A 22423-nucleotide genomic window follows, 5' to 3' on the forward strand; every position below is an offset into this window, starting at 1 on the left:
CTATGATCACTCTTTACGGCATTAGTAATTGCGATACCATTAAAAAAGCCAAAAAATACCTCGCCGACAACAACATAGATTTTACCTTTCACGATTACCGAAAAGACGGTGTAAACGAGCAGCTTGTAAGCGAATTTGCTGAGCATATTGACTGGGAGCAATTAGTTAATAAGCGTGGCACAACCTATCGTGCACTCGCTGATGAGCAAAAGCAAAACCTAAGCAAAGACACGGCTATAACATTACTTGTAGAGCAACCAGCTATGATCAAGCGCCCAGTACTTGTTAATAACAACAGCTACCACTTAGGCTTTAAAGCAGCGCAATACGATGAGATATTTAAATAATGACACATGAAGTAATTGCACTTGCACAAGCGCTTATTCAGCGCGAGTCGGTAACCCCTGAAGATGCGGGTTGCCAATCAATGATGAACGAGCGTTTAAAAGCCCTAGGCTTTAATATTGAGTCATTATTTTTTACCGATACACTCAATACATGGGCCCGAAAAGGAAACCAGTCGCCACACTTTTGTTTTGCAGGCCATACTGATGTAGTCCCTACAGGACCTGCACAAAACTGGCAGCACCCGCCATTTTCAGGCTTAATTGAAGATGGTTTGCTGCATGGCCGAGGCGCAGCGGATATGAAGGGTTCTCTGGCGGCAATGCTTGTTGCTACTGAGCGCTTTGTGGCTAAAAACCCTGATCATAAAGGCTCTATCTCATTTTTAATTACCTCCGATGAAGAAGGCCCCTTTATCAACGGCACAACCAAAGTAATAGACACGCTTGAAGCACGTGGTGAAAAAATTGATATGTGCTTAGTGGGTGAGCCTTCATCGCGAGATGTACTCGGTGATGTAGTAAAAAATGGCCGTCGTGGCTCCCTTACTGGCTTTTTAAAAGTAAAAGGTGTGCAAGGCCATGTAGCCTACCCCCACTTAGCACAAAACCCAATTCATTTGGCTGCACCGGCCATTACTGAACTTAGCCAAACCGTGTGGGACAACGGAAATGAATTTTTCCCTGCAACCAGCTTTCAGGTATCAAATATAAAGGGTGGCACGGGAGCCGGTAATGTCATACCGGGCGAGCTTGAGGTGCAATTTAATTTTAGATTTAGTACCGAAGTAACTCATCAGCAACTGCAAGAACGGGTTAATGCTATTTTACAAACGCATGACTTAAACTACGAATTAAGCTGGATAGTAAATGGCTTGCCGTTTATAACCGAGCATGGCCCGTTAGTTGATGCCACCGTAAATGCGATTAAATCCGTCACGGGCTTAACCACTAACCTCGAAACCACCGGGGGTACGTCAGATGGGCGCTTTATAGCGCAAACAGGCGCAAAAGTGATTGAACTAGGCCCCCGCAACGCCACTATTCATAAAGTAGATGAATGTGTAAGCACCGATGATTTAATCGCTTTAGCTGATATTTACGAGCAAATTTTAGAACAATTGTTAACCTAATGGCACTCGATACCAATACATTAGCAATGTGTATCACTGGACAAAGTGATACACACCTCACTGAGATTCAAACGCATCGGTTACATACTGATATTATTGATGACTTTATAGCCCTGCAAAATGGCGCTAAAAATGCTGGTTTTGAGTTGACTATTGCCTCAAGTTTTCGCGATTTTAATCGCCAAGCTATGATTTGGAATAACAAGTTTTTAGGTATACGCCCTGTTTTTAATAAACAGCAACAGATAGTGGATTTAAGCAAGCTAAATGAGCTGGAAAAATGCACGGCTATTATGCTCTACTCTGCCTTGCCAGGGGCTAGTCGGCATCATTTAGGTACCGACCTTGATGTGTATGATGCCGCTGCAATTAACGATGACTATAAGCTGCAACTTACCCCTGATGAATACCAACATGGTGGGCCATTTGCGCCACTCAGCCAGTGGCTTGATAAAAATCTAGCTAAATATGGTTTTTATCGCCCCTACAAACAGGATTTAGGCGGCGTTGCACCTGAACTTTGGCATATTAGCCATATTAAGCAGTCTCAGCGGTTAGTAAACACATTGAGCGAAGCGATGCTTTACGAATGTATAAGCAACAGCGATTTAGAGGGTAAGTCAGCTATTTTAGATAATTTACCCGCGCTATATAAACGTTTTATAACAAATGTAAGCCCGCCTTAATAGCGGGCTTTTCTTGGCATTACCGCGCTGTATGCTTATTTAATATAAACACCAATACCGAGCCGAGTATTAGTGAGCTTGCAATAATAAACTCCACTGTTACCTGCTCAGATAAAAACAACATACCAGCGATAGCAGCCAGTACAGGCACACATAACTGTACGACCGCCGCTTGCGTGCTTTTTAGTAGCGGCATGGCCACATACCAAATACTGTAACCAATGCCTGATGCAATGGCGCCCGAGGCGCACGCTAGTAACACCCCTTGCATACTTACTGTTTTTAAATAGCCTATTGCTGCAAGTAATAAAACAGGAATAGCCACTAAGCTTCTAATAAAGTTAAAGGCGGTGGTCCGCAGCGGCGATACACACGCTTTACCGCGTATACTGTAAACGCCCCATGCAACGCCACTTAACGCCATAAGCGATGCCCCTAACAAAGAAGGCACAGCGGCAGAGGGCAACATTAAATACACAAACCCAGCTAACGCGACAAAAAAAGCCCCCCACTGCAATTTACTCAGCTGCTCTTTTTTATATATGCCCCAACCAATCATGGTAAGTTGCACCGCCGAAAATAAAATAAGCGCACCGGTGCCTGTATCTAGCTCTATATAAGCAATAGAAAAACAAAGTGCATATACCAATAAACTAATACTGCTTCGCCAACTTCCGGTATCACTTAAAATAGCGTTATTAAGCGCGCCCTTACGCTTAAGGTTATACGTATATACAGCCATAATTAAGCCTAAACACACGGCACCACTTACGAGCCTGATAATTGTAAAATTCCACGCATCAATATAACCTTGCGCTAACGCCATGCGGCAAAGTAAAGAATTTGCCGCAAAGGCTATTAATGCAACGAGGGTGTATAAAGTGGCTTTCAAAATCGCTCCTTAACTAAAACCTTATAATGAGATGCTTTAAATTGGCTTGCTCAGCCAGCGCTGTATTTAAACAGCTGAGCCATTTAGCTGTAAAGCGGCATTGTTGTAATTACTCTAATCTTATTCGCAGCATTATAACTTTATATACTGCTAAATTGCTGTAATTACGCGTCTACCCTCTGGTATTCACAAGCTATTCATGATGATTTGCCTACCTTAAATACACGTAATTTAACTAACTCGCGCTGACCTTAGGGAGAATAGTTTTTAAATCCTCACAGGTCTATATGCCCTAAAGTAGGCTACGCTTTTTTACACTATTTCACACAAATCCAAAACCAGAGTATGTTAATCTTTAAAACCTAACTATATAGGAGTGCTCAGTGCGCCAAAGTATAATTTTAAGTGTTTGTTTTATATTAAGTGGATGCAGCACCATAGGCTTTAATGATTTATTTAACGACTATGCAAGCCAAATGACGCCTGTAAGAAACGCAATTCAAAATAACAATATTGAACAGGCTCAATCACTTATTGCCAACAATAGTAAGTTACACAGTAGCTATTTACTTAACCAATTAGAGCAAGCCCGTTTAAAAGACCTTGCTAACGAGCAAAGTCTTTCACAACAACAATTTGAAAACGTATACGCCCAGGTACAAACAAAACGAGAAGCAGCAAAAATTCAATTAAGTGCAGGGCTTGAACAAAGTAACGCCTTATTTACTAACGACTCTGCCATTACTTATGTACCACCGGCATATGAAATGAGCATGCTACATAGCTACAAAGCACTTAATTATGTATACAACAGTGATTTAGAAGGCGCCTTGGTTGAAATACGTCGCGCTAACAAAGTACAAGTCGATGCACTTGCAGATAATAAAACACAAATAAACGACACAATAGAGCAAGCACAACAGCATTACCCAAGTATGAGTAATGTGACACGCGGTATTAAAAATGGTTTTCAAAATGCCTTTACGTTTTATTTATCTGCGCTGTTGTACCAAAGTGATAAACAATACGATGGTGCCTACATTGATTATAAAAAAGCATTAGAGATTCAACCTGACAATCACTACTTACAGCAAGATGTAATGCGATTAGCTAAAAAGCAAGGTTTTAACCAAGATTTAGAAGAGTTTGAGCGCCGCTTTAGCCCATTAAAGCCCCTTCGTGCTAATCACGGTGAAGTGGTTATATTGGTTGAACAAGGCTTAGTGCCTAAACAAGATGAATTTAAATTACGCTTGCCTATTTATACCTCCGGTGGCGATGCGCGTTTTTACAGTTTAGCAATGCCGGTTTATAAAGATAATGCGTTTATAGCTAATATTAATGGCGTAAATATAGGTTCGCAAAATTTAGAGCTCAACCCGTTAGTGCATATAGAAGCATTAGCGGCTAAAACATTAGAGCAACAAATACCGGCTCGCGTATCTAGGCAAGTATTACGCTTGGTAGCCAAAGAAAAAGTGCGCGCAGAGCTTGCACGTAGCACAGGCGATGTAGGCAATATTATTGCTAATATTTATAATTTGGCGTCTGAACAGGCTGATACACGCAGTTGGCTTACTTTACCTAATCAAATAAGCATGGCACGTAGCAGTTTAAATGCAGGGTCGCATACACTTTTAATAGGCAACCATGCGCCTATTAATTTTACCGTTAGTAAGCAAGGGTTAACCTTAATTTACCTAACCTCTATTAATAACTATTTTAACTACCATGTGGTTCAACTCTAGGAGTCATCATGAAATATACTTTGCCATTAGTGGCTGCATTAATGCTTGGGGCATGTGCAAGCCAACCTGATACATCAGGCATTTCGGTTGAGCAAAGCAAAAATACATTTAACGAGCAGTTACATGTTGATAATCCTGCTCTAGGTGAAAAGCTTGCCATTACCGATGTTAAAACACGCCAAACAAACCAGTTAACCGACGTGGTAGTAACACTAAGCAGCCAATATAAAAAGTCGCAATATTTACAGTATCAGTTTAATTGGTACGACAAAGACGGGTTTGTAATTAAAGGAAACCACTCACCTTGGCAAGCCTTAACACTGTTTGGTTTTTCTAAAACACAATTACCCGGCTTAGCGCCAACACCGGATGCGGTTACATTTTCGCTCGCAGTAAGAGAAGTGTCTACCGACGCACAAGAATTTAAAGAATAAGGGTTATAAAAATGATCACTACACAATTTAAAACGTTATCGAGTTATGCAGTTATTGGCCTCAGCGCACTCATTTTAAGCGGTTGTGCCAATAAAGCCGTAGTTAGTTATGGCGACGCGCAAGCAGTAGAAACCACCGATATAAACTTTGGCTCTACCGATTTACAAAAAGTAGCCAGCCAAATGACCGACTCACTACTTAGCTCGCCGGTTATTGGCACAATGACCCAAAACAAACGCCCTGTGGTATTTGTTGAGCGCATTAAAAATAAAACCAGTGAACACATAGACACTGAATCTATTACCGACTCAATCTCTACGCAACTGTTGCGCAGCGGTAAGTTTCGTTTTGTTGACATGACCCGTGTTGAATCATTACGTGAGCAGCTTAACTTTCAAAACGAAGATGCCCTTGTAAACCCTGCCACCGCAGTTGCCTTTGGTAAACAAATTGGTGCGCAATACATGTTGTACGGCAACTTATCGAGCATTGTAAAATCAAATGCTGATAAATCAGATGTGTATTACAAATTTACAATGCGCTTAATGGATATGCAAAGCGGCCTAGTAGAGTGGGCAGACGAAACTGAAATTCGTAAAACGAAAGAAAAATCGACATTTGGTTGGTAATAGTACCAATTAGCTTAATTCACTGATCTATTTTGAGGCTGGATAAACGCGTTGATAGCTAGGAAAATTGCTATTTATTTGTTTTAAATGAGAATTTTTAACACCGGTAGTGACACGTTTAGCCGCAAAATGATTAAGTATTTTTGCGCATTGGTATACATTTCCACGCAAAGGCAAAATATCGCCTTTGCGTAACACCAACAGGAGACATCTATGAAAGCCTTAACTATAGCAATGTGTGCATTGCTTACACTCAGTGCACCAAGTTTTGCTAACTATGAGCGAAACAAAGCCGTGCCTGTACAACAGGTTTTATTTGGCGATGTAAAATCTGTACGTAAAATTACCGAACAAGAGCTTGTGCAAGACAAAAACAATGGCTGGAAAACCTTTGGCGGCGCCCTACTCGGGGGTGTTGTCGGTAATCAATTTGGTGGTGGGAGCGGTCGTACCGTCGCCACTATTTTAGGCTCAGTCATTGGCGGAAGCGTGGCGCATAATAATCAGCAAAAAAGCTATTATAAGCAAACACACCTCGTAGAGTTATTGATTCAGGTAGAAAACGGCGATCAATACATGGTGGTACAAGACCAAGACCAGTCAATGCGCTTTAGTAAAGGTGATAACGTACGGTTGGTCTATTTAAGTGATAATACCGTAAGAGTTGACCGCGCGTACTAACAGCCCGTATCAGCAGTATCGCGTAAATAAAAAACGAGCTATTTAAGCTCGTTTTTTATTTTACAGCGCATTAGTTGGAATTAACTAAACTTGGCGATAGTCTTTAAAAAAGCGCTGCATTTTAAGCATCGCACTCGATAAATCGTCTTTGTTAGGCAAAAACACTAACCTAAAGTGATCAGGCTCTGGCCAATTAAATGCACGCCCATGCACTAATAATATTTTTTCTGCTTTTAGTAAATCAAACATCATTTTTTCATCATCAGTGACCTTAAAATGAGCCGTGTCTACTTTAGCAAACGCGTAAAGCGCCCCTTTTGGCTTTTTACAGCTTATCCCTTCAATAGCATTAAGCCCACGCCAAGCAATATCGCGCTGAACATATAATCGCCCGCCTGGGTCGATTAAGCTATCTATTGATTGCACGCCCCCTAGCGCTTGTTGTATCGCATACTGGGCGGGTACATTGGCACACAAACGCATGGACGATAAAATATCTAGCCCTTTGCGTAAATCTTCCATTGCTGAGGTGCGCCCGCTTAGTACCATCCAGCCCATTCGAATACCTGCCGCACGGTAGGTTTTAGCTAAACCATTAAAGGTAATAATGGGCACATCATCGCATAGCGCACCAATTGAGGTGTGAGTGATGCCATCGTATAAAATCTTTTCGTAAATTTCATCGCTAAGCAATAACAGCTTATGCTCGCGCGCCACATTAATTAACTCTAAAAGTAAATCGTCACTATAAACCGCGCCGGTTGGGTTATTAGGGTTAATTAGTACAAGCGCTTTTGTTTTAGACGTAATTTTACTTTTTATATCGGCAATATCCGGAAACCAATCTTGCTCTTCATCACATAAATAATGAACAGGGTTGCCCCCTGCTAATTTAACTGACGCGGTCCACAGTGGGTAATCAGGCGCAGGAATAAGCACTTCATCATCGTTATTTAATAACGCTTGGGTGATCATTTGAATAAGCTCGCTCACCCCATTACCAATATAAATATTATCTACATCTAGGTTATGTAAACCTCGTTGCTGGTAATGCTGATAAACCGCTACACGGGCTGAATATAACCCCTTAGAGTCGCAGTAGCCTTGGGCCGAATACAAATTACGAATAATATCGCGGTGCATGTCCTCTGGCATATCAAAGCCAAACGCCGCAGGGTTACCAATATTAAGCTTTAGTACCTTTTGACCTTCGTCTTCCATTTTTTTGGCTTGCGCTAAAACCGGTCCACGAATGTCATAACATACACCTTCTAATTTGTGACTCTTTTTAATATCTGACATTTTTACCTCTTTGGGGCGAACTGGCTTTATGGAAAAAAATAATTAACTAGGAGTGGGTTTTATACAATGCGAGGGTTATAACCTAATGGGCTCGGTAAAATTGTGTTACTAGCCCAAGGGTGGCCCTTGGGCAATGCGTGATCAAATTTATTATCGAGAGGCCAAACACGCCCTAGTAAAGTCTAAGACTACCCTAGTAAAGGCGTAAAATGCCAGCGTAATTAGTTGCTTAATACTGAAATAAATTCACGTTAACAAATAATATTAATTAGACTCTACCCACGCTCTTAATTGGGCCTGCGAACCACTTACTTGCGCCAATAAATCTGTAGATGCCGTAACAGCTTGCGCTAAGTTATCTTGATTTAGATTAAGCTCAATATCACGGGCTACATCAGATAAACTCGTAGCACCAAACTGAGCCGCGTTCGATTTTAAACTATGGGCATGACGAATCGCCGCTTCTTTATCGTTATCAATGGTTGCAATTACTTCATTACCAAGGCGCTCAAATTCACTGCAGCAAAATTCAAGTGTATCTTTAAACTGCTCACCAAGTAACGACTGCATACTTTCTAAAGCAGCCTCATCTATTTGTACTTCTGTCATATTTTTAGCCCTTCTAAACATTCCGTGTCATTTTATAATTAATAGTATTACTGTATATCTATGCGTAAAAAAATCCAACTTTATTACTTTATAAATGTATAATTATCAAAATACACTCGCAATAAAAAGTTTAATTAATGACTCGCCAAGTTTGTGAACGCTGTTTGTTTACGCCCTCTACCTGTATATGCGGGGCCATTAAACGTTTAACAAATAAAGTTAGCGTGGTTATTCTACAACACCCCAGTGAAGAAAAAATAGCGAAAAACACGGCAAAATTGCTGAATTTGAGCCTAACTGACTGCAAAATAATCAAAGGGGAAAATAACACCGACTTTGCCATGCTCAACTCTTTACCTGTGGAGTCTACGGTACTGCTCTACCCTAACGAGCACGCCACCAACTTAGATGATACAAACCCAAAGCCAGCCTTAAGTAAAATTACGCACTTAATCGTGATTGATGGCACCTGGAAAAAAGCCTATAAAATTTTGCAGCTGACCCCGCTACTCACTAAATTTAAAACAGTGAGCTTTAAGCAGTTACCGCAAAACCGTTACGCTATTAGAAAAGCCCCTAGAGCCGATAGCCTTTCAACACTTGAGGCCGTTGCACATAGTTTGTTGTTAATAGAGCAGCTAAACCCTGCCCCGCTTTACAATTTATTAGACGAATTAATACAAAAACAAACCCAACACATGCCCGAACACGTAAAAGCACGTTACTTAAATTAGCCACGATTAAACGTAAATGCGTAATTACCCAAACAGATTAAAACGCGGATTCATTCGTAAAGGGCCAGACTACCGCTTTGACGACCAAGTTGACTTTAGTGATATTAGAGACACCTTTGGCTTTAGATCTATGGTTGTAGGAAAATGGGTGACCAAAGAAGAGCATTTTATTAGTGCAAACTTAATTTACGATGCCCTCGCCGACCTTGCTCAAATATTACATTTACCGCCCAAAGCCATTGGCCTGCGCGGTAAACTAAATTTTGCCTTTGGGCATGGCGGTCAAAAAGGCGTACAAGCGCATTATAACGCAGCTTCACAAACCCTTGCTTTAGCAAAAAACGCCGGCGGTGGCGCATTGGCTCACGAATGGTTTCATGCCTTTGATCACCATATAAGCGAGCATTTATTTAATGCAAAACCTCGCTTTGGGTTTGCTTCAAAGCTGTGGCTTGCTAACACGCCTAATTTAGCCCATCCGCTAAATAGTGCACTCGATAAGTTTTACCAAAGCGTGTTTTTAGATGAAAGCGGCGCAAACGCCAATAATTACGTACAACGCAGCATTACGTTCGATAAAGCGCAAAACATGCATTATATGAGTATGCCTGAGGAGCTTGCAGCACGCTGCTTTGAAGCCTGTATAGATGCTCACAGCACTATTCAAAATAGCTTTTTAGTCAGTGGCTTAAAAAGCAGTAACTTGATATACCCAAGTGCTCAACATGTTAATAAGGCAAATGAAGCGCTTAATAAGTATTTTGAACTACTGGGTTATGCACTTCATAACTCAAAATAACCCACAAGCTACCTTGTAAACTTTATTTACGTGAAAAATCTTATATTTAATCTATCCTATTCTTAAGCATTAATAATTTAAAAATAAGTAGAATTACATGGTGAATACAGATTTGAAACATAAAAAGCGCAGCGCTATTTCTTTTATTTATATTGTCCCCTTAACTGTAATTGCTATTTTATCTATCTGTATTCACTTTATGCTTGATGAAGTGATAGACGCGCAAACCGATACTGGAAAACTCGTAAATGTAAGTGGTCAACAAAGAATGCTTTCGCAACGGGTGAGCATGTTTACTTTAGAGTACTTAATGTATGGCTCGCAGGATTCTAAATTACTGGCCATTAATGCTTTAAACTCTTTAAAAAATAATCATAAATACTTATTAAGTGAGCATTATGGGGCGCAAGTATTAGGCGATGAAAGCCCGCTATCTAACGAGTTGTTAGCAATGTATTTTAAAGAGCCTATTAATGTCGATAAAAAATTAAGTATGTTTTCAGATAGAGTTGAAGAAGTACTAAAGTTAAAAACACAAACACTTAATTTAGATACAGTGCAAGAAAGCTTTTTTTCTTTAGCAAAAGAGCCGCTTTTAAAAGCGTTTAATACGGTGGTTATGCAGTACGAAAAAGAGAGTGTTGACAGGGTTAAAAGGCTACACACTATTCAAGGCATTGTAATTATAGTTATTTTATTATCTATATTAGTCGAGTTTTTACTCGTTTATAAAGCCAGAAATAAAAAACACATTTAATATCAGTGTAAGCAATAATGCACATTGGTATAAATTATTAAGCGTTTAAGCTAGCAAAACAAAACCATTTAAACGCTTAATAGTTTTATATTGTTATAGGTTATCGTCGCTAATGCGGCTTGCTACCGCACTACTTTGATCTTTATATTTTGCGTCTTTACGAATGTTGTATGGGTTTTCGCAGGGTCCTGAAAGCATTTCAAAGCTCATTGCACCAATTTTCATCATTGGGCGCAGCGCTAGTGGCAACTTACCTGAATTGTAAAATTCTAAAACAATATTACCACTCCAACCTGGGTCGATTCTGTGCGCTGTTACATGCACCATTAAACCTAAGCGGGCAAGTGATGAACGACCATCTAACCAGCCTACTATGTCGGCAGGAAGTGTTACTTTTTCATGGGTAATGGCCAATGCCAGTTCACCTGGGTGTAAAAAGAAAGCTTCGCCGTCGGCAAGCTCAATCTCTTCACTCATTATTGATTCCATAGCCTTATTTAACTGATCTTTAGGGCCACTTAAATCTACGTACGCTGCGTTATGTGCGTTAAAGGTTCTAAATTTGTTCCCTAAACGCAAATCGGCTGTCACACCCGAAATCATTTCATTAGTCGGCGCAGGCTCAATCACTATGCGGCCATCACTTAAATATTCTTTAATATGGGTATCTGAGAGTCTCATTTTTTCTTAGTCCTGCGTTATCACTATCTCAACACTATGTTGGTGCTGCTGATAAAAAAGCGTGCTGGCAATCAGTCTTGCCGCTGCGCTGTATGTTTTGCTAATAGCCGCGCTGGTATCGCTGGCGATTAATTTACCTTGCTCTGAGTATTCACGAATATCTATGGCAAGTGGAATATGGCTTAACACCGGTACGCCGTGTTTATGGGCAAGTTTTTCTGCGCCATCTTTGCCAAACACATGGTTGGCTTCACCGCAGTGGCTACAAATGTAGTGACTCATATTTTCTATAAGCCCAAGCACAGGTACGTTAACTTTATTAAACATTGCAATGCCTTTTTGCGCATCGGCAAGGGCTAAATCTTGCGGTGTCGTCACAATAACAGTGCCGCTGGCAGGCACTTTTTGGCTCATTGTTAGCTGTATATCGCCCGTACCCGGTGGCATATCAACAATTAAGTAATCAAGTTCGCCCCAATCTGTCTCGTTTAATAATTGGTTGAGCGCTCCCGATGCCATTGGGCCTCGCCAGACCGTTGCGTCATCACTTGGCACTAAAAAGCCGATTGATTGCGCTTTAATGCCGTTGGCATCAAATGGCTGTAGTAGCTTGTTATCTTTGGTTTGTGGCTCTGCACCCACAAGCCCTAAAAGCATAGGAATAGATGGCCCATAAATATCAGCATCTAAAATCCCTACTTTTGCGCCTTCGCTTTTAAGCGCCCCAGCTAAATTAACAGCGGTCGTGGATTTTCCTACCCCCCCTTTACCTGAGGCAATCAGCACAATGTGTTTAATGGCTTTAAATTTTGCAGGCTCTTTTATAGTCACCACAGAGTCTATGGTAACCGATGTATTTATACTTTCACTTACGTGCTGCTCTACTAACGGCATTTCTGATTGAGCCGCAAATGGCAGCGTTATTTTAATGTGTATTGATTTATCGTCATTTTGCGAAATGGTATCAATAAAACTTTCATCAATACCTACGGCAAATGCCGCGCTTCGATACGCCGCTAAGGCAGTAATAATCGGTTGTTTTTGCACCGATTTAGAGGAGAATAGTTTCGACAGTCCAAACATAGCAATTAAATAGCGTTTCTTTGATGAAAAGTGCCACAGAATTATGTAACATTCAGGGCATTAACACCAGTCAATTAACAAAAATCCATAAGCTGCGCGTACCGTTAGTCCAAAGCTTATGGATAAATTAATGATAACCGCCTTTTTTGTAGTAAAAATGGTGGTTTATCCTCAATTCGGAATGATTATGACGCAGCGAAAGATCCTCATTACCAGCGCATTACCTTATGCAAATGGCCCTACTCACTTAGGCCATTTATTGGAATATATTCAAACTGATATTTGGTCACGTTTTCAAAAGCTACAAGGCCACGAAGCTTATTATGTTTGCGCCGACGATGCTCACGGCACGCCAATTATGCTTAATGCGCAAAAGCAAGGGATCACGCCTGAAGAAATGGTTAAAAATGTAAGCATTGAACGCCAGCGTGACTTTGCCGACTTTAACATCAAGTTTGATAAATACCACAGCACCCACAGCTCAGAAAATAAAGAGCTGAGTGAGCTTATTTATAACCGCCTTAATGATGCGGGTCATATTAAAAAGCACACTATTTCACAGTTATTCGACCCTGAAAAAGGCATATTTTTACCAGATCGCTTTGTAACAGGCACTTGCCCAACGTGTAAGTCTGAAAACCAAAATGGCGATAGCTGTGACTCGTGTGGCGCAACTTACAGCCCAACCGAATTAATAAACCCGCGCTCGGTAATGTCAGGTGCAGAGCCAATTTTAAAAGATTCAGAGCATTACTTTTTTGACCTGCCAGCATTTGAAGGCATGCTTAAAGAGTGGCTACACTCGGGCTCTATTCAGCAAGAAATGGCGAATAAGTTAGATGAGTGGTTTACCGATGGCCTGCAACAGTGGGATATTAGCCGCGATGCGCCTTACTTTGGTTTTGAAATTCCAAATGCACCGGGCAAATACTTTTACGTATGGCTAGATGCGCCAATTGGCTACATGGCAAGCTTTAAAAACCTATGTAACGAAAAAGGCCTCGACTTTGATGCATTTTGGGCTGAAGGGTCTGATGCTGAGCTTTATCACTTTATTGGTAAAGACATTATTTACTTCCACAGCTTATTTTGGCCAGCCATGCTAGAGGGCGCTAATTTTAGAAAGCCAACTAACGTGTTTGCACATGGCTTTGTAACCGTCAATGGCGAAAAAATGTCTAAATCAAAGGGTACGTTTATAAAAGCACGTACTTACCTTGATAACCTAGACCCAGAGTACTTACGTTATTACTACGCAGCTAAATTAAACAGCGGTATTATTGACCTTGATTTAAACCTAGAAGACTTTGCACAACGTGTAAATTCAGACCTAGTAGGTAAAGTAGTAAACATAGCAAGCCGCTGTGCAGGCTTTATTACTAAAAAGTTTGACGGTAAATTAAGTAGCACAATTATGCAGCCTGAATTACTTGAAGAATTTCAAGCTGCTGCACCGAGCATTACTGCCCACTATGAAAACCGTGAATACAGCCGCGCGATTCGTGAAATTATGGCCCTAGCCGACAAAGCAAACCAATTTATTGATGCCGCAGCGCCATGGGTACTCATTAAAGATGAAGCAAAACAGCAAGAAGCGCACGAAGTGTGCTCGCTTGGCCTTAACTTGTTCCGTGTTTTAATTACCTATTTAAAACCTGTATTACCAGGTATGGCTGCAAACGTAGAAGCCTTTTTAAATGACGACTTAGCATGGGATGGCGTTCAAAATGCACTTGTTGCACACCCTATCAATAAATTTAAGCCGCTCATGCAACGTGTAGAAATGGATAAAGTGAACAAAATGGTTGAAGAATCAAAAGAAAGCCTAGAATCAAAAGTAACAATTGACCCTAATAGCCCACTGGCAAAAGAGCCAATTGCGGATGAAATTGAATTTGATGACTTTGCAAAAGTAGACTTACGCGTTGCTAAAATTGCTAAAGCAGAGCATGTTGAAGGCGCCGATAAGCTACTTAAACTTACGCTGGATTTAGGCGGCGAAACACGCCAAGTGTTTGCTGGTATTAAATCGGCTTACGCACCAGAAGACATTGAAGGCAAACTGACTGTAATGGTTGCAAACCTTAAGCCTCGTAAAATGCGCTTTGGTATGTCAGAGGGTATGGTATTAGCTGCAGGCCCTGGCGGTAAAGAAATTTACATTCTTAACCCAGACGATGGCTCAGAGCCAGGCATGCGTGTAATGTAATTTATTACTTATAAAAAACCGCTGATATTTCAGCGGTTTTTTTATGAGAAAAAAACGTTTATACCAATCCATTTAATTAAGTGTGCTATTTTGAGGGTGCAAAAGCGTGTTGATAACTAGACAAAAACTCGCTATTTAGTTATTCAAAATGATCAAAGTGAGAGCTTTGTAACGCGTTTAGCCCCAAAATAATTAAGTATTATTGCCGATTGCTGTTACACGTCTGACTCTGGATTAAATAAAGTAAAGTGACATTATGAGCCAAATTTTAAATGCCAACAGAATAAAAATAAGCAACCAAATAAAGCAACATAAGTTAGTTGCTATACTTCGCTTAAAGCAACAAAGCGATGTAGCCCCTTTAATTAATTGCTTAGTTAATGCAGGCATTAACGCGCTAGAAATCACCTCAAATACACCTGGCTTTGAGCAAGAAATAGCAAAAGCACGCGCTGCTTATAAAAATACACTCATTGGCGCTGGCACAATAATTAACACCGCCCTTGCGCAACAAGCGATTGATGCCGGTGCGCAATTTATAGTTACACCAAATACTAATCAAGCAGTGGTAGAGCTTGCCCACCGCCATGGTTTACCTGTATTAATGGGCGCACTCACCCCTACCGATGTTGCCAATGCAATAGAGTATAACGCCGATATTATTAAGGTTTTTCCTGCAGGCAGTATGGGGGTTAATTACTTTAAAGCGCTAACGGGGCCTTTTTCTGATGTGCCATTAATGCCCGTAGGCGGCATTAATTTAGACAACCTAACCCATTGGTTTGCAGCGGGGGCATGCGCAGTGGCGGTAAGTAGCGATTTTAGTAAGCCGGTAAATAACAAACAGCAATACGACACATTAAGCCAATTGGTGTGCAAATACTTATCAGCGGTCGCTCACTTAACAAACTAAATAATACAGCTAAAAGTGAGCTTTTATTAAGGGGAATACAGCTTTAATAACGCTCTTTTAACTCCCCAATTTCTTTTTGATTTTAGTTTGCCACTCAAGTGCAAGCTCGGGTAGTTCAAGTGCTGCTAATAATACGCTTTCATAATCTGGGTAGTGTTTATCAAAAAAGGCCTGAAACAACGTTTTAACCGAAATGTTATGCTCAGCTTTATGTTCAAAAGTCACGGCATCGCCCGTTTTAGCAACACCTTGCTCAAGCACTCTAAAATAAACACCCGTGTGGTAATACTGAGTAAACAGTTTTAGGCTTTGTTTATTATTAAGTGCAATAGCCAATTTAAAGCACGGCACACGGGGCTGGCTTACTTCAAGTAGTGCAGTACCTAAACGAATACGATCGCCTATATGAATATTTTGCTCATCAAGTTCTGAAATTGTGAAGTTTTCGCCAAAGGCACCGACTGCTAAATCATCATTTTTAAGGGTGCGCTTCCAATAATCGTAATGATTGTGCGAAAACGCATAAACCGCTTTATCCACCCCGCCATGATTGACTAAATCGGCTTGTTCATCACCTATTATATTCAGCTTTTCAATAACAACCGGCTCATTGGTTGGTGTTTTAAATATACCTGTTTTAATGGCTTTGCCGTTATGCTCAACCGTTTTTATTTTAGAGATGTTGGTAGAGATTATATGCATTTACTTAATTGCATCCTGTTCGATACTTTGCCATTTATCCAGTGCTTGCTTGTCGCTTTGTTTAAACTCAACCCAGTTTGAGGAGTCTTTAAAATGCTCTTTTTTCCAAAACGTAGCGTGGTTTTTTAAGTAATCCATAATAAACTGCGCGCCTTCAAACGCGGCTTGGCGATGGCGGCTAGTTACGCCAACAAATACAATTTGCTCACCAAGCGCTAAATAGCCTACTCGATGAATAATACTTATGCGGGCAAGTTGCCAGCGTGTTTGCGCTTGCTCAGCTATCGATTGCAGTAGTTGCTCAGTCATACCTGGGTAGTGTTCAAGCTCAAGGGCGATTACGTTATCGCCGCTGCTAAATTCTCGCACCAGCCCTGTAAACGTCACTACGGCACCATCACTTTTGTTATTACTGCAAAGTGCGCCATGTTGCTCGCCTACTGAAAAATCCTGCGTTTGTACGTTAATACTTATACTCATTAGCCACCTGTCACTGGTGGGAAAAAAGCAAGTTCATCCCCTGCTTTTACAAGCTCATCGCTTGATGTCATAGTTTGATTAAGCGCACACAATACATCACGCTCTTCAAGCCATGCCTGCCAGTGCGGGTTTTGCTCAACCAGCATGTGTTTAAACGCTTTTATGCTAAGGGTATACGCTATATCAACGGTTAACTTATCGCACTTTAGGCGCTCTTTTAGTTGGCCAAAAAACAGTACGTTTACATGCCCTGCCGCTGCATCAGTCTCATTTAAATTAGTCTCGCTGCCAGCTGCCATGCTTGCCTCCTGCTTTTTGCGTTACACGCATACCGTGTATTTCCATAAGCGGATCGGCAGCTTTACACATATCAAATAGTGTAAGGGTCGCCACAGATACAGCGGTGAGTGCTTCCATTTCAACGCCCGTTTTGCCCGCCAATTTACAGTAGCTAGTAACTTTAATTTGGCTATTTGCTTCATCAAGTTCAAAATCAACGGCTACTTTACTCAGTGCCAGCGGGTGACAAAGCGGAATTAAATCAGCGCACTTTTTAGCGCCCTGAATACCCGCAATTCGGGCTACGCCTAGCACGTCACCTTTTTTATTTTGATTAAGCAACACTTGCTCAAAAGCCTGTTTGCTCATTTTAATGTAGGCCTCGGCAGATGCATCGCGCAGAGTGACCTCTTTTAGCGATACATCAACCATGTTTGCTTGGCCGTTTTCATCTACGTGGCTCAGCATATTATTGCTCTCGCGATTCGCATTTTTTACCAATAGTAATATGCGGGGCAAAGTTACATGGCTTGTGCATTGAGTCTAACTGATCTTTTATAATACCTGTCCAGGCTGTTTTACATGCGCCCGTAGAGCCAGGCATACAAAAAATAACGGTGTTATTGGCAAGGCCCGCCAACGCACGCGATTGAATAGTTGAGTTACCAATTTCGCCGTACGAAATATGTCTAAATAGCTCTCCAAATCCATCTACGCTTTTATCAAACAGCGGTGCAAATGCCTCTGGTGTTGAGTCACGCTCGGTAAAGCCCGTACCACCGGTTACTAAAATAGCGTGAATGGTGTCATCGGCAATCCACTGCGATACAACGGCTCGCATTTGGTAAACATCATCTTTAACTATGTCTTTATCAGCTAAGTGATGGCCTGCTTCAGTAAGGGCTTTAATTAAATAATGGCCTGAAGTATCCGTAATTTCATCGCGTGTATCGCTTACTGTCATTACGGCAATGTTTAATGCGATTTGTGACTCAGTTGTGTGGCTCATAGGGTTCTTCTCAATAAATTAGGTTTGTGTTGGTCAAATTGCTCGTTAACAGCTTTAAATTGCGCCGGTGTGTTGGTATTAACAAGTGCATGTGCTTTATTACATTTTAGCGTTTGCACACCAATACTACGGGTAAACTGTTTAATTGATTTATGACTATTTGCGTTTATGAGTAATTGTTTTAAATGACGTTTAACGCTTTGGGTGTTACGAATATACAGGGGTAACGGTTCATTTTCAAAGTGCCACGCATGTATTTGTGGCTGATTTGTTTGAAAGTGGGGGTTATCGCTTGCTGCAGATACAATTTGCGATAATAAAGTGCAAGTAAGCAATGGCATATCAACAGCGGTTACAAGTATATCTTGCTCTGTTGCTATTAAGGTTGAATAAATCCCGCCAAGCGGGCCAGAACCTGGGTATATATCTGCAATGTATTGCGCAGTAGCACTTTGTACATTACGGCTTATAAGTACATCACTTGCTCCTGCTGCCGTTAATAACTCACATGCATTTTGCAGTAATGTTTTATTTTTTAAAATGAGATTGGCTTTATCGCTGCCCATTCTTGATGATTGCCCACCAGCGAGTACAACTCCCGTAAACACGGCTTTATTGCTCATTTTAGCCGCCCAACATTGCTAAATGGGTTGTGGCGCCCGTTAAGCGCTTATCAAGCTCATGGCTAATGGTTTTATTGCCCATTGCCGCTTGAATTGCATTTACAGTGGCTGGCGTATCTTGCGCATTTAAGTGCGGGCGTAAGTCTATTCCTTGCTCGGCAAACAAGCACAAATGCAATTTGCCTAATGACGATACTCTTAATCGGTTACAGCTTTTACAAAAGTCTTTACTGTAGGGCATAATTAAGCCAATGCGCCCCTCAAAATCGGGATGACAAAACTCCTCTGCAGGGCCGTTTAATTTACCTCTTACTACCTGTAACCAACCTTGTGCTAAAAGCTGTGTTTTAACACTTTGCCCGCTTAAATGGTTTTGTTCAAAAAAAGTGGCGCCATTACCTGTTTCCATTAATTCAATAAAGCGTACCGTTACTTTTTTATGTTTTACCCAGTCTAAAAAATCATTCAATTGGTTTTTATTAAATTGCTTAGCCAGCACTGCATTTATTTTTATATCTTTTATGCCCAGCTCAATTGCCCGGTCTATCCCTTTTAAAATATGGGTTAGCTTGTCGTGTCCTGTAATTAATTTAAACATACTCGGGTTTAAGCTATCTATACTAATGTTTAGGGCATCTAGGCCAGCGCTGTAAAACTCATCAATTTTATTAAATAAGTTAAAACCATTGGTTGTTATGGCGACTTTTTCTATGCCTGGAGTGTTTTTACACTGCTTTATAATATCGGTTACGTCACTGCGTAAACACGGCTCACCGCCTGTAATACGCACTTTTTTTGTGCCTAATTGCGCAAACGCATTTACTAAGGTGTTTATTTCGTTTTTATTTAAAAAGTTACGCGGGGTATCGCACTGATACCCGTTTGGTAAACAATAGGTGCAACTAAAATTACACACATCGGTAATTGAGAGGCGCAAATAGTTAAACTGCCGACCAAATTGATCATTAAGCATATGCTTCCTTGTTTATTTACATTTCAACTGCAACATCAATACTGTTAGCGTTTTGCGTAGTATGCTGCTTTATTAATTGGCTTAACTGGGTTTTACACGACCCACAGTTAGTGCCGCATTTTAGTTTAGACCCCAATTGTTCTACTGTATTTTCACCACTTTTAATGGCGTTTATAATGGGTTGTTCACGTACTTTAAAGCAACTACATACTTGTGCGCCTTGAGTAAATTCTTCATCAGGCGTGGCATAAAGCAATGACTGTAATTGGCTAAAGGTTATTAAAGGCTCTGCAAATAAATGATTTATCCACTCAAGTGATGTGTCTTTTTGAGCCGGCGAAATAACCGCAACAAACACTAACTGCTGGTTTTGAATACATTGAATATGCATTGCTTTTGCACTGCCCATTGCCGACCACTGCCCTTGTAACCCTGTCAGTGTTTGGCAATAATAAAGCAAATCATTTTGCGGCTCATTGAGCGCTAACTGGTAGTTAACACAATTACTTGCGTTAACTTTAAGCCAAAAATCACTGGTTATTTTAAGCTCTGTTTTGCTAAAAACTTGCATGTACTGAGCAAACTGCGCTTTAACTAAATCAACAGCACCATGCTTACATTCAGCTTGGCCCGAAATAGGGTCAACAACCGATTGATAGAGGCCACTTACCGTAGCGGATGAGGCAAATTGCTTGTTCCAGTGAATAGGCATAAAACATTCGCCTTTACGCACGGCATCCGTTATTTTTGCATGAGCCGTAACCTGCCCAGTTTTAGCATTGGCGGTTATTAAGTCGTTTGCTTTTATGTTTAATTTGCATGCATCTATGGGGTTTATTTCAATATATGGGCGCGTTATATGAGTAGAAAGGGCTGTACTTTTTCCGGTGCGGCTCATTGTATGCCACTGATCGCGTATTCGCCCTGAGTTCATTACAAACGGGTAATCGCTTGATGTTTGCTGCACAGGAAGTTTGGGCGTTATAGGAATAAAGCGGGCTTTTTTATCTGCGGTGCTAAATTGTTTATTAACAAAAACCTGCCCGTTCTTATATGGCTCATTTTTTAGTACCGGCCACATAACCGGTTTTAAGTTATCGTACTGCTGCTGCGAAAGCCCTACTAAAGCTGATAAATTTAATAGCCTATCACCATTATTTTCAAAATCAGTCAGTTGTGCCCATTCTTCAAAAATGCCACTGGGGTCTGTAAAGTCAAATCCTTCAAAACCCATTTTTTGGGCAACTAAACACATTATTTGCCAATCGTTTTTAGCCCCCGAAAATGGCTCAACTAGCGGGCGCTGCCTCGATATTCTGCGCTCTGAGTTAGTTACTGTGCCGTTTTTTTCGCCCCATCCGGTTGATGGAAACGCCACATTAGCAAATTTTAGCGTATCACTTTTAGCAATACAGTCAGACACAACCACCAGCTCACATTGCTCAAGTGCATGTTGTATGGCTGCGTTATTAGGTAAGCTCACCATCGGGTTGGTTGCCATTATCCAAATAGCTTTTATTTTCCCTTTGGCGATTTCATCAAACATATCAATCGCATTACACCCTGCTTTTTTAGCTATTGTTGGCGATTGCCAAAAACGCTGCACTAACTGTTGATGCGCGTCGTTTTCAATGTCTAAATGTGCTGCTAATTGATTTGCCAAGCCCCCTACTTCACGCCCACCCATAGCATTAGGCTGCCCCGTTATTGAAAACGGGCCACATCCAGGTTTTAGCAATTTGCCCGACGCTAAATGCGCATTTATAATGGCATTACACTTATCAACCCCTGAGCTTGATTGGTTAATACCCATTGAATAAAAACTAATAGCGGTTGGGCTTTGTGCAAATAAGGCGTAAAAGTCACTGACTAGCTGCGCGTCAATATCACAAAAATCACTGACCGCTTTTACACTCCACTTTTTAGCCTCTGCAAGCGCTGTTTCAAAGCCGTTTGTATGCGCATTTATAAATTGCGTATCTAAATAGTTATGTTCACTTAAATAATTAAGTAAGCCGTTATAAAGAGCCCCGTCGCTGCCTGGTTTTATATTTAAAAAGGTATCGGCAAGTTCGGCTGTATCGGTTTTTCGCGGGTCGATAACCACTACTTTCATGTTTGGATTAAGTTTTTTTGCGCGCTCCATACGCTGGTAAAGCACCGGGTGAGTCCACGCCGCATTTGAGCCAATTAAAATAAGTAGCTCCGTTTGCTCTAAATCGTCGTAGCTACATGGTACTACGTCCTCACCAAACGCACGTTTATAACCGGCAACCGCCGATGACATACACAGCCTTGAGTTTGTATCTATATTGCCTGAGCCTATGTAGCCTTTCATTAATTTATTGGCAACGTAGTAATCTTCAGTAAGTAACTGCCCCGATACATAAAACGCAACCGACTCCGGTCCATACTCTTTAATAATGGCGTTAAATTTGTTGGCAACGTAATCAGTTGCCGTATTCCAGCTGGCGGGTTCGTTATCAATAAGGGGCGATGTTAAGCGATTATCAGTGCCAATGGTGTCAAGCAAGTGCGTGCCTTTAACACACAAACGGCCAAAATTAGCGGGGTGCTCGCGCGTGCCTTCAAGTTTTGTTGGGGTATTATTTAATAATGAAATATCAACCCCACAGCCTACACCACAATAAGCGCAGGTGGTTTGTTTAAGCAAAGGTGTGTTTGAACATGTGTTTAATGTTTCCATACTGCTCTCTTATTAT

At 41.0% G+C, this 22423-nt stretch carries 25 protein-coding genes; 12 read left to right on the forward strand and 13 right to left on the reverse strand.

Features of this window, described 5'->3' with window-relative positions:
- The first annotated feature begins 2 nt into the window (after window positions 1-2).
- From PSH48_RS08855 to PSH48_RS08865, 3 genes are read left to right on the forward strand one after another with little or no spacing between them, the layout of a single operon-like run.
- Window positions 3-347 (forward strand): ArsC family reductase, encoded by a 345-nt coding sequence (locus PSH48_RS08855; protein ID WP_096041847.1) that lies wholly within the window; start codon window positions 3-5, stop codon window positions 345-347.
- Window positions 347-1477 (forward strand): succinyl-diaminopimelate desuccinylase, encoded by a 1131-nt coding sequence (gene dapE, locus PSH48_RS08860; RefSeq protein WP_273611372.1) that lies wholly within the window; start codon window positions 347-349, stop codon window positions 1475-1477. Before PSH48_RS08855 ends, dapE begins: the two co-directional genes overlap by 1 nt.
- Window positions 1477-2163, forward strand: a complete 687-nt coding sequence (locus PSH48_RS08865; RefSeq protein WP_273611373.1) for a M15 family metallopeptidase — start codon at window positions 1477-1479, stop codon at window positions 2161-2163. Before dapE ends, PSH48_RS08865 begins: the two co-directional genes overlap by 1 nt.
- A gap of 19 nt (window positions 2164-2182) precedes the next feature.
- On the opposite strand, the gene PSH48_RS08870 is transcribed toward PSH48_RS08865, so the two are convergent.
- Complete coding sequence (locus PSH48_RS08870; RefSeq protein ID WP_273611374.1) at window positions 2183-3055, reverse strand: DMT family transporter; 873 nt, start codon at window positions 3053-3055, stop codon at window positions 2183-2185.
- Between the two features lie 383 nt (window positions 3056-3438).
- On the opposite strand from PSH48_RS08870, the gene PSH48_RS08875 reads away from it, so the two are divergent.
- The 4 genes from PSH48_RS08875 to PSH48_RS08890 all read left to right on the forward strand — a co-directional run bounded on the left by PSH48_RS08875 (window position 3439) and on the right by PSH48_RS08890 (window position 6547).
- On the forward strand, window positions 3439-4803 hold the full coding sequence (locus tag PSH48_RS08875; RefSeq protein WP_273611375.1) for a COG3014 family protein: 1365 nt from the start codon (window positions 3439-3441) through the stop codon (window positions 4801-4803).
- A gap of 8 nt (window positions 4804-4811) precedes the next feature.
- Window positions 4812-5237, forward strand: coding sequence for a YcfL family protein (locus PSH48_RS08880; protein WP_024032667.1), 426 nt, complete (start codon window positions 4812-4814; stop codon window positions 5235-5237).
- Between the two features lie 11 nt (window positions 5238-5248).
- A complete protein-coding gene (lpoB, locus tag PSH48_RS08885; RefSeq protein ID WP_273611376.1) occupies window positions 5249-5866 on the forward strand; it encodes a penicillin-binding protein activator LpoB in 618 nt (205 codons plus the stop codon).
- A 213-nt stretch (window positions 5867-6079) separates the two neighbouring features.
- Window positions 6080-6547 carry a glycine zipper 2TM domain-containing protein gene (locus tag PSH48_RS08890; RefSeq protein WP_004587767.1) on the forward strand — a complete coding sequence of 156 codons (468 nt, stop codon included), beginning with the start codon at window positions 6080-6082 and terminating at the stop codon, window positions 6545-6547.
- An 84-nt stretch (window positions 6548-6631) separates the two neighbouring features.
- On the opposite strand, the gene PSH48_RS08895 is transcribed toward PSH48_RS08890, so the two are convergent.
- Together PSH48_RS08895 and PSH48_RS08900 are read right to left on the reverse strand one after the other, a co-directional pair.
- A complete protein-coding gene (locus tag PSH48_RS08895; RefSeq protein ID WP_273611377.1) occupies window positions 6632-7849 on the reverse strand; it encodes a pyridoxal phosphate-dependent aminotransferase in 1218 nt (405 codons plus the stop codon).
- Window positions 7850-8113: 264 nt separating this feature from the next.
- Window positions 8114-8458 carry an Hpt domain-containing protein gene (locus tag PSH48_RS08900; protein WP_273611378.1) on the reverse strand — a complete coding sequence of 115 codons (345 nt, stop codon included), beginning with the start codon at window positions 8456-8458 and terminating at the stop codon, window positions 8114-8116.
- Between the two features lie 137 nt (window positions 8459-8595).
- On the opposite strand from PSH48_RS08900, the gene PSH48_RS08905 reads away from it, so the two are divergent.
- From PSH48_RS08905 to PSH48_RS08915, 3 genes are all read left to right on the forward strand, one after another.
- Window positions 8596-9192 carry a tRNA-uridine aminocarboxypropyltransferase gene (locus PSH48_RS08905; RefSeq protein WP_248461377.1) on the forward strand — a complete coding sequence of 199 codons (597 nt, stop codon included), beginning with the start codon at window positions 8596-8598 and terminating at the stop codon, window positions 9190-9192.
- Between the two features lie 16 nt (window positions 9193-9208).
- A complete protein-coding gene (locus PSH48_RS08910; RefSeq protein ID WP_273611379.1) occupies window positions 9209-9991 on the forward strand; it encodes a CLCA_X family protein in 783 nt (260 codons plus the stop codon).
- A gap of 97 nt (window positions 9992-10088) precedes the next feature.
- On the forward strand, window positions 10089-10748 hold the full coding sequence (locus tag PSH48_RS08915; RefSeq protein ID WP_264389635.1) for a type IV pili methyl-accepting chemotaxis transducer N-terminal domain-containing protein: 660 nt from the start codon (window positions 10089-10091) through the stop codon (window positions 10746-10748).
- Window positions 10749-10841: 93 nt separating this feature from the next.
- Here the strand turns inward: PSH48_RS08915 and dcd are convergent, their stop codons facing one another.
- Both dcd and apbC read right to left on the reverse strand, forming a co-directional pair.
- Complete coding sequence (gene dcd, locus PSH48_RS08920; RefSeq protein ID WP_004587761.1) at window positions 10842-11429, reverse strand: dCTP deaminase; 588 nt, start codon at window positions 11427-11429, stop codon at window positions 10842-10844.
- 6 nt (window positions 11430-11435) lie between these two features.
- Complete coding sequence (gene apbC, locus PSH48_RS08925) at window positions 11436-12512, reverse strand: iron-sulfur cluster carrier protein ApbC (RefSeq protein WP_273611380.1); 1077 nt, start codon at window positions 12510-12512, stop codon at window positions 11436-11438.
- A gap of 187 nt (window positions 12513-12699) precedes the next feature.
- Here apbC and metG point away from each other — a divergent pair, with 187 nt between their 5' ends.
- Complete coding sequence (gene metG / locus PSH48_RS08930; RefSeq protein ID WP_248442555.1) at window positions 12700-14721, forward strand: methionine--tRNA ligase; 2022 nt, start codon at window positions 12700-12702, stop codon at window positions 14719-14721.
- A gap of 256 nt (window positions 14722-14977) precedes the next feature.
- Window positions 14978-15634 (forward strand): bifunctional 4-hydroxy-2-oxoglutarate aldolase/2-dehydro-3-deoxy-phosphogluconate aldolase, encoded by a 657-nt coding sequence (locus tag PSH48_RS08935; protein ID WP_264389637.1) that lies wholly within the window; start codon window positions 14978-14980, stop codon window positions 15632-15634.
- Between the two features lie 57 nt (window positions 15635-15691).
- On the opposite strand, the gene PSH48_RS08940 is transcribed toward PSH48_RS08935, so the two are convergent.
- Genes PSH48_RS08940 through PSH48_RS08975 form a run of 8 tightly spaced genes read right to left on the reverse strand, consistent with a single transcriptional unit; the run spans window position 15692 to window position 22407 of the window.
- Window positions 15692-16336 carry an MOSC domain-containing protein gene (locus tag PSH48_RS08940; RefSeq protein WP_273611381.1) on the reverse strand — a complete coding sequence of 215 codons (645 nt, stop codon included), beginning with the start codon at window positions 16334-16336 and terminating at the stop codon, window positions 15692-15694.
- The gene (gene moaE / locus PSH48_RS08945) at window positions 16337-16816 is read right to left on the reverse strand and encodes a molybdopterin synthase catalytic subunit MoaE (RefSeq protein WP_024032657.1); all 480 of its coding nucleotides are present in this window, start codon (window positions 16814-16816) and stop codon (window positions 16337-16339) included.
- Entirely contained in the window at window positions 16816-17115 is a 300-nt protein-coding gene (locus PSH48_RS08950) for a MoaD/ThiS family protein (RefSeq protein ID WP_273611382.1), read from the reverse strand. The genes moaE and PSH48_RS08950 overlap by 1 nt, the downstream gene beginning before the upstream one ends.
- Window positions 17093-17563 (reverse strand): cyclic pyranopterin monophosphate synthase MoaC, encoded by a 471-nt coding sequence (moaC, locus tag PSH48_RS08955; protein ID WP_004587754.1) that lies wholly within the window; start codon window positions 17561-17563, stop codon window positions 17093-17095. The genes PSH48_RS08950 and moaC overlap by 23 nt, the downstream gene beginning before the upstream one ends.
- A 1-nt stretch (window position 17564) precedes the next feature.
- A complete protein-coding gene (gene moaB / locus PSH48_RS08960; protein ID WP_273611383.1) occupies window positions 17565-18104 on the reverse strand; it encodes a molybdenum cofactor biosynthesis protein B in 540 nt (179 codons plus the stop codon).
- Window positions 18101-18727, reverse strand: a complete 627-nt coding sequence (locus PSH48_RS08965) for a molybdenum cofactor guanylyltransferase (RefSeq protein WP_273611384.1) — start codon at window positions 18725-18727, stop codon at window positions 18101-18103. The genes moaB and PSH48_RS08965 overlap by 4 nt, the downstream gene beginning before the upstream one ends.
- A gap of 1 nt (window position 18728) precedes the next feature.
- Window positions 18729-19700, reverse strand: a complete 972-nt coding sequence (gene moaA, locus PSH48_RS08970) for a GTP 3',8-cyclase MoaA (RefSeq protein ID WP_273611385.1) — start codon at window positions 19698-19700, stop codon at window positions 18729-18731.
- A gap of 16 nt (window positions 19701-19716) precedes the next feature.
- Entirely contained in the window at window positions 19717-22407 is a 2691-nt protein-coding gene (locus tag PSH48_RS08975) for a nitrate reductase (RefSeq protein ID WP_273611386.1), read from the reverse strand.
- Window positions 22408-22423 lie beyond the last annotated feature (16 nt).

The organism is Pseudoalteromonas sp. Angola-4 (genome assembly GCF_028599265.1).
GTDB lineage: Bacteria > Pseudomonadota > Gammaproteobacteria > Enterobacterales > Alteromonadaceae > Pseudoalteromonas > Pseudoalteromonas atlantica.

Excerpts from the sequence above, each read along its gene's own strand:
- PSH48_RS08855 (WP_096041847.1), top strand. The coding sequence starts at position 3 with ATGATCACTCTTTACGGCATTAGTAATTGCGATACCATTAAAAAAGCC.
- dapE (WP_273611372.1), top strand. The coding sequence starts at position 347 with ATGACACATGAAGTAATTGCACTTGCACAAGCGCTTATTCAGCGCGAG.
- PSH48_RS08865 (WP_273611373.1), top strand. The coding sequence starts at position 1,477 with ATGGCACTCGATACCAATACATTAGCAATGTGTATCACTGGACAAAGT.
- PSH48_RS08880 (WP_024032667.1), top strand. The coding sequence starts at position 4,812 with ATGAAATATACTTTGCCATTAGTGGCTGCATTAATGCTTGGGGCATGT.
- lpoB (WP_273611376.1), top strand. The coding sequence starts at position 5,249 with ATGATCACTACACAATTTAAAACGTTATCGAGTTATGCAGTTATTGGC.
- PSH48_RS08890 (WP_004587767.1), top strand. The coding sequence starts at position 6,080 with ATGAAAGCCTTAACTATAGCAATGTGTGCATTGCTTACACTCAGTGCA.
- PSH48_RS08895 (WP_273611377.1), bottom strand. The coding sequence starts at position 7,849 with ATGTCAGATATTAAAAAGAGTCACAAATTAGAAGGTGTATGTTATGAC.
- PSH48_RS08900 (WP_273611378.1), bottom strand. The coding sequence starts at position 8,458 with ATGACAGAAGTACAAATAGATGAGGCTGCTTTAGAAAGTATGCAGTCG.
- PSH48_RS08905 (WP_248461377.1), top strand. The coding sequence starts at position 8,596 with ATGACTCGCCAAGTTTGTGAACGCTGTTTGTTTACGCCCTCTACCTGT.
- PSH48_RS08910 (WP_273611379.1), top strand. The coding sequence starts at position 9,209 with ATGCGTAATTACCCAAACAGATTAAAACGCGGATTCATTCGTAAAGGG.
- PSH48_RS08915 (WP_264389635.1), top strand. The coding sequence starts at position 10,089 with ATGGTGAATACAGATTTGAAACATAAAAAGCGCAGCGCTATTTCTTTT.
- dcd (WP_004587761.1), bottom strand. The coding sequence starts at position 11,429 with ATGAGACTCTCAGATACCCATATTAAAGAATATTTAAGTGATGGCCGC.
- apbC (WP_273611380.1), bottom strand. The coding sequence starts at position 12,512 with ATGTTTGGACTGTCGAAACTATTCTCCTCTAAATCGGTGCAAAAACAA.
- metG (WP_248442555.1), top strand. The coding sequence starts at position 12,700 with ATGACGCAGCGAAAGATCCTCATTACCAGCGCATTACCTTATGCAAAT.
- PSH48_RS08935 (WP_264389637.1), top strand. The coding sequence starts at position 14,978 with ATGAGCCAAATTTTAAATGCCAACAGAATAAAAATAAGCAACCAAATA.
- PSH48_RS08940 (WP_273611381.1), bottom strand. The coding sequence starts at position 16,336 with ATGCATATAATCTCTACCAACATCTCTAAAATAAAAACGGTTGAGCAT.
- moaE (WP_024032657.1), bottom strand. The coding sequence starts at position 16,816 with ATGAGTATAAGTATTAACGTACAAACGCAGGATTTTTCAGTAGGCGAG.
- PSH48_RS08950 (WP_273611382.1), bottom strand. The coding sequence starts at position 17,115 with ATGGCAGCTGGCAGCGAGACTAATTTAAATGAGACTGATGCAGCGGCA.
- moaC (WP_004587754.1), bottom strand. The coding sequence starts at position 17,563 with ATGCTGAGCCACGTAGATGAAAACGGCCAAGCAAACATGGTTGATGTA.
- moaB (WP_273611383.1), bottom strand. The coding sequence starts at position 18,104 with ATGAGCCACACAACTGAGTCACAAATCGCATTAAACATTGCCGTAATG.
- PSH48_RS08965 (WP_273611384.1), bottom strand. The coding sequence starts at position 18,727 with ATGAGCAATAAAGCCGTGTTTACGGGAGTTGTACTCGCTGGTGGGCAA.
- moaA (WP_273611385.1), bottom strand. The coding sequence starts at position 19,700 with ATGCTTAATGATCAATTTGGTCGGCAGTTTAACTATTTGCGCCTCTCA.
- PSH48_RS08975 (WP_273611386.1), bottom strand. The coding sequence starts at position 22,407 with ATGGAAACATTAAACACATGTTCAAACACACCTTTGCTTAAACAAACC.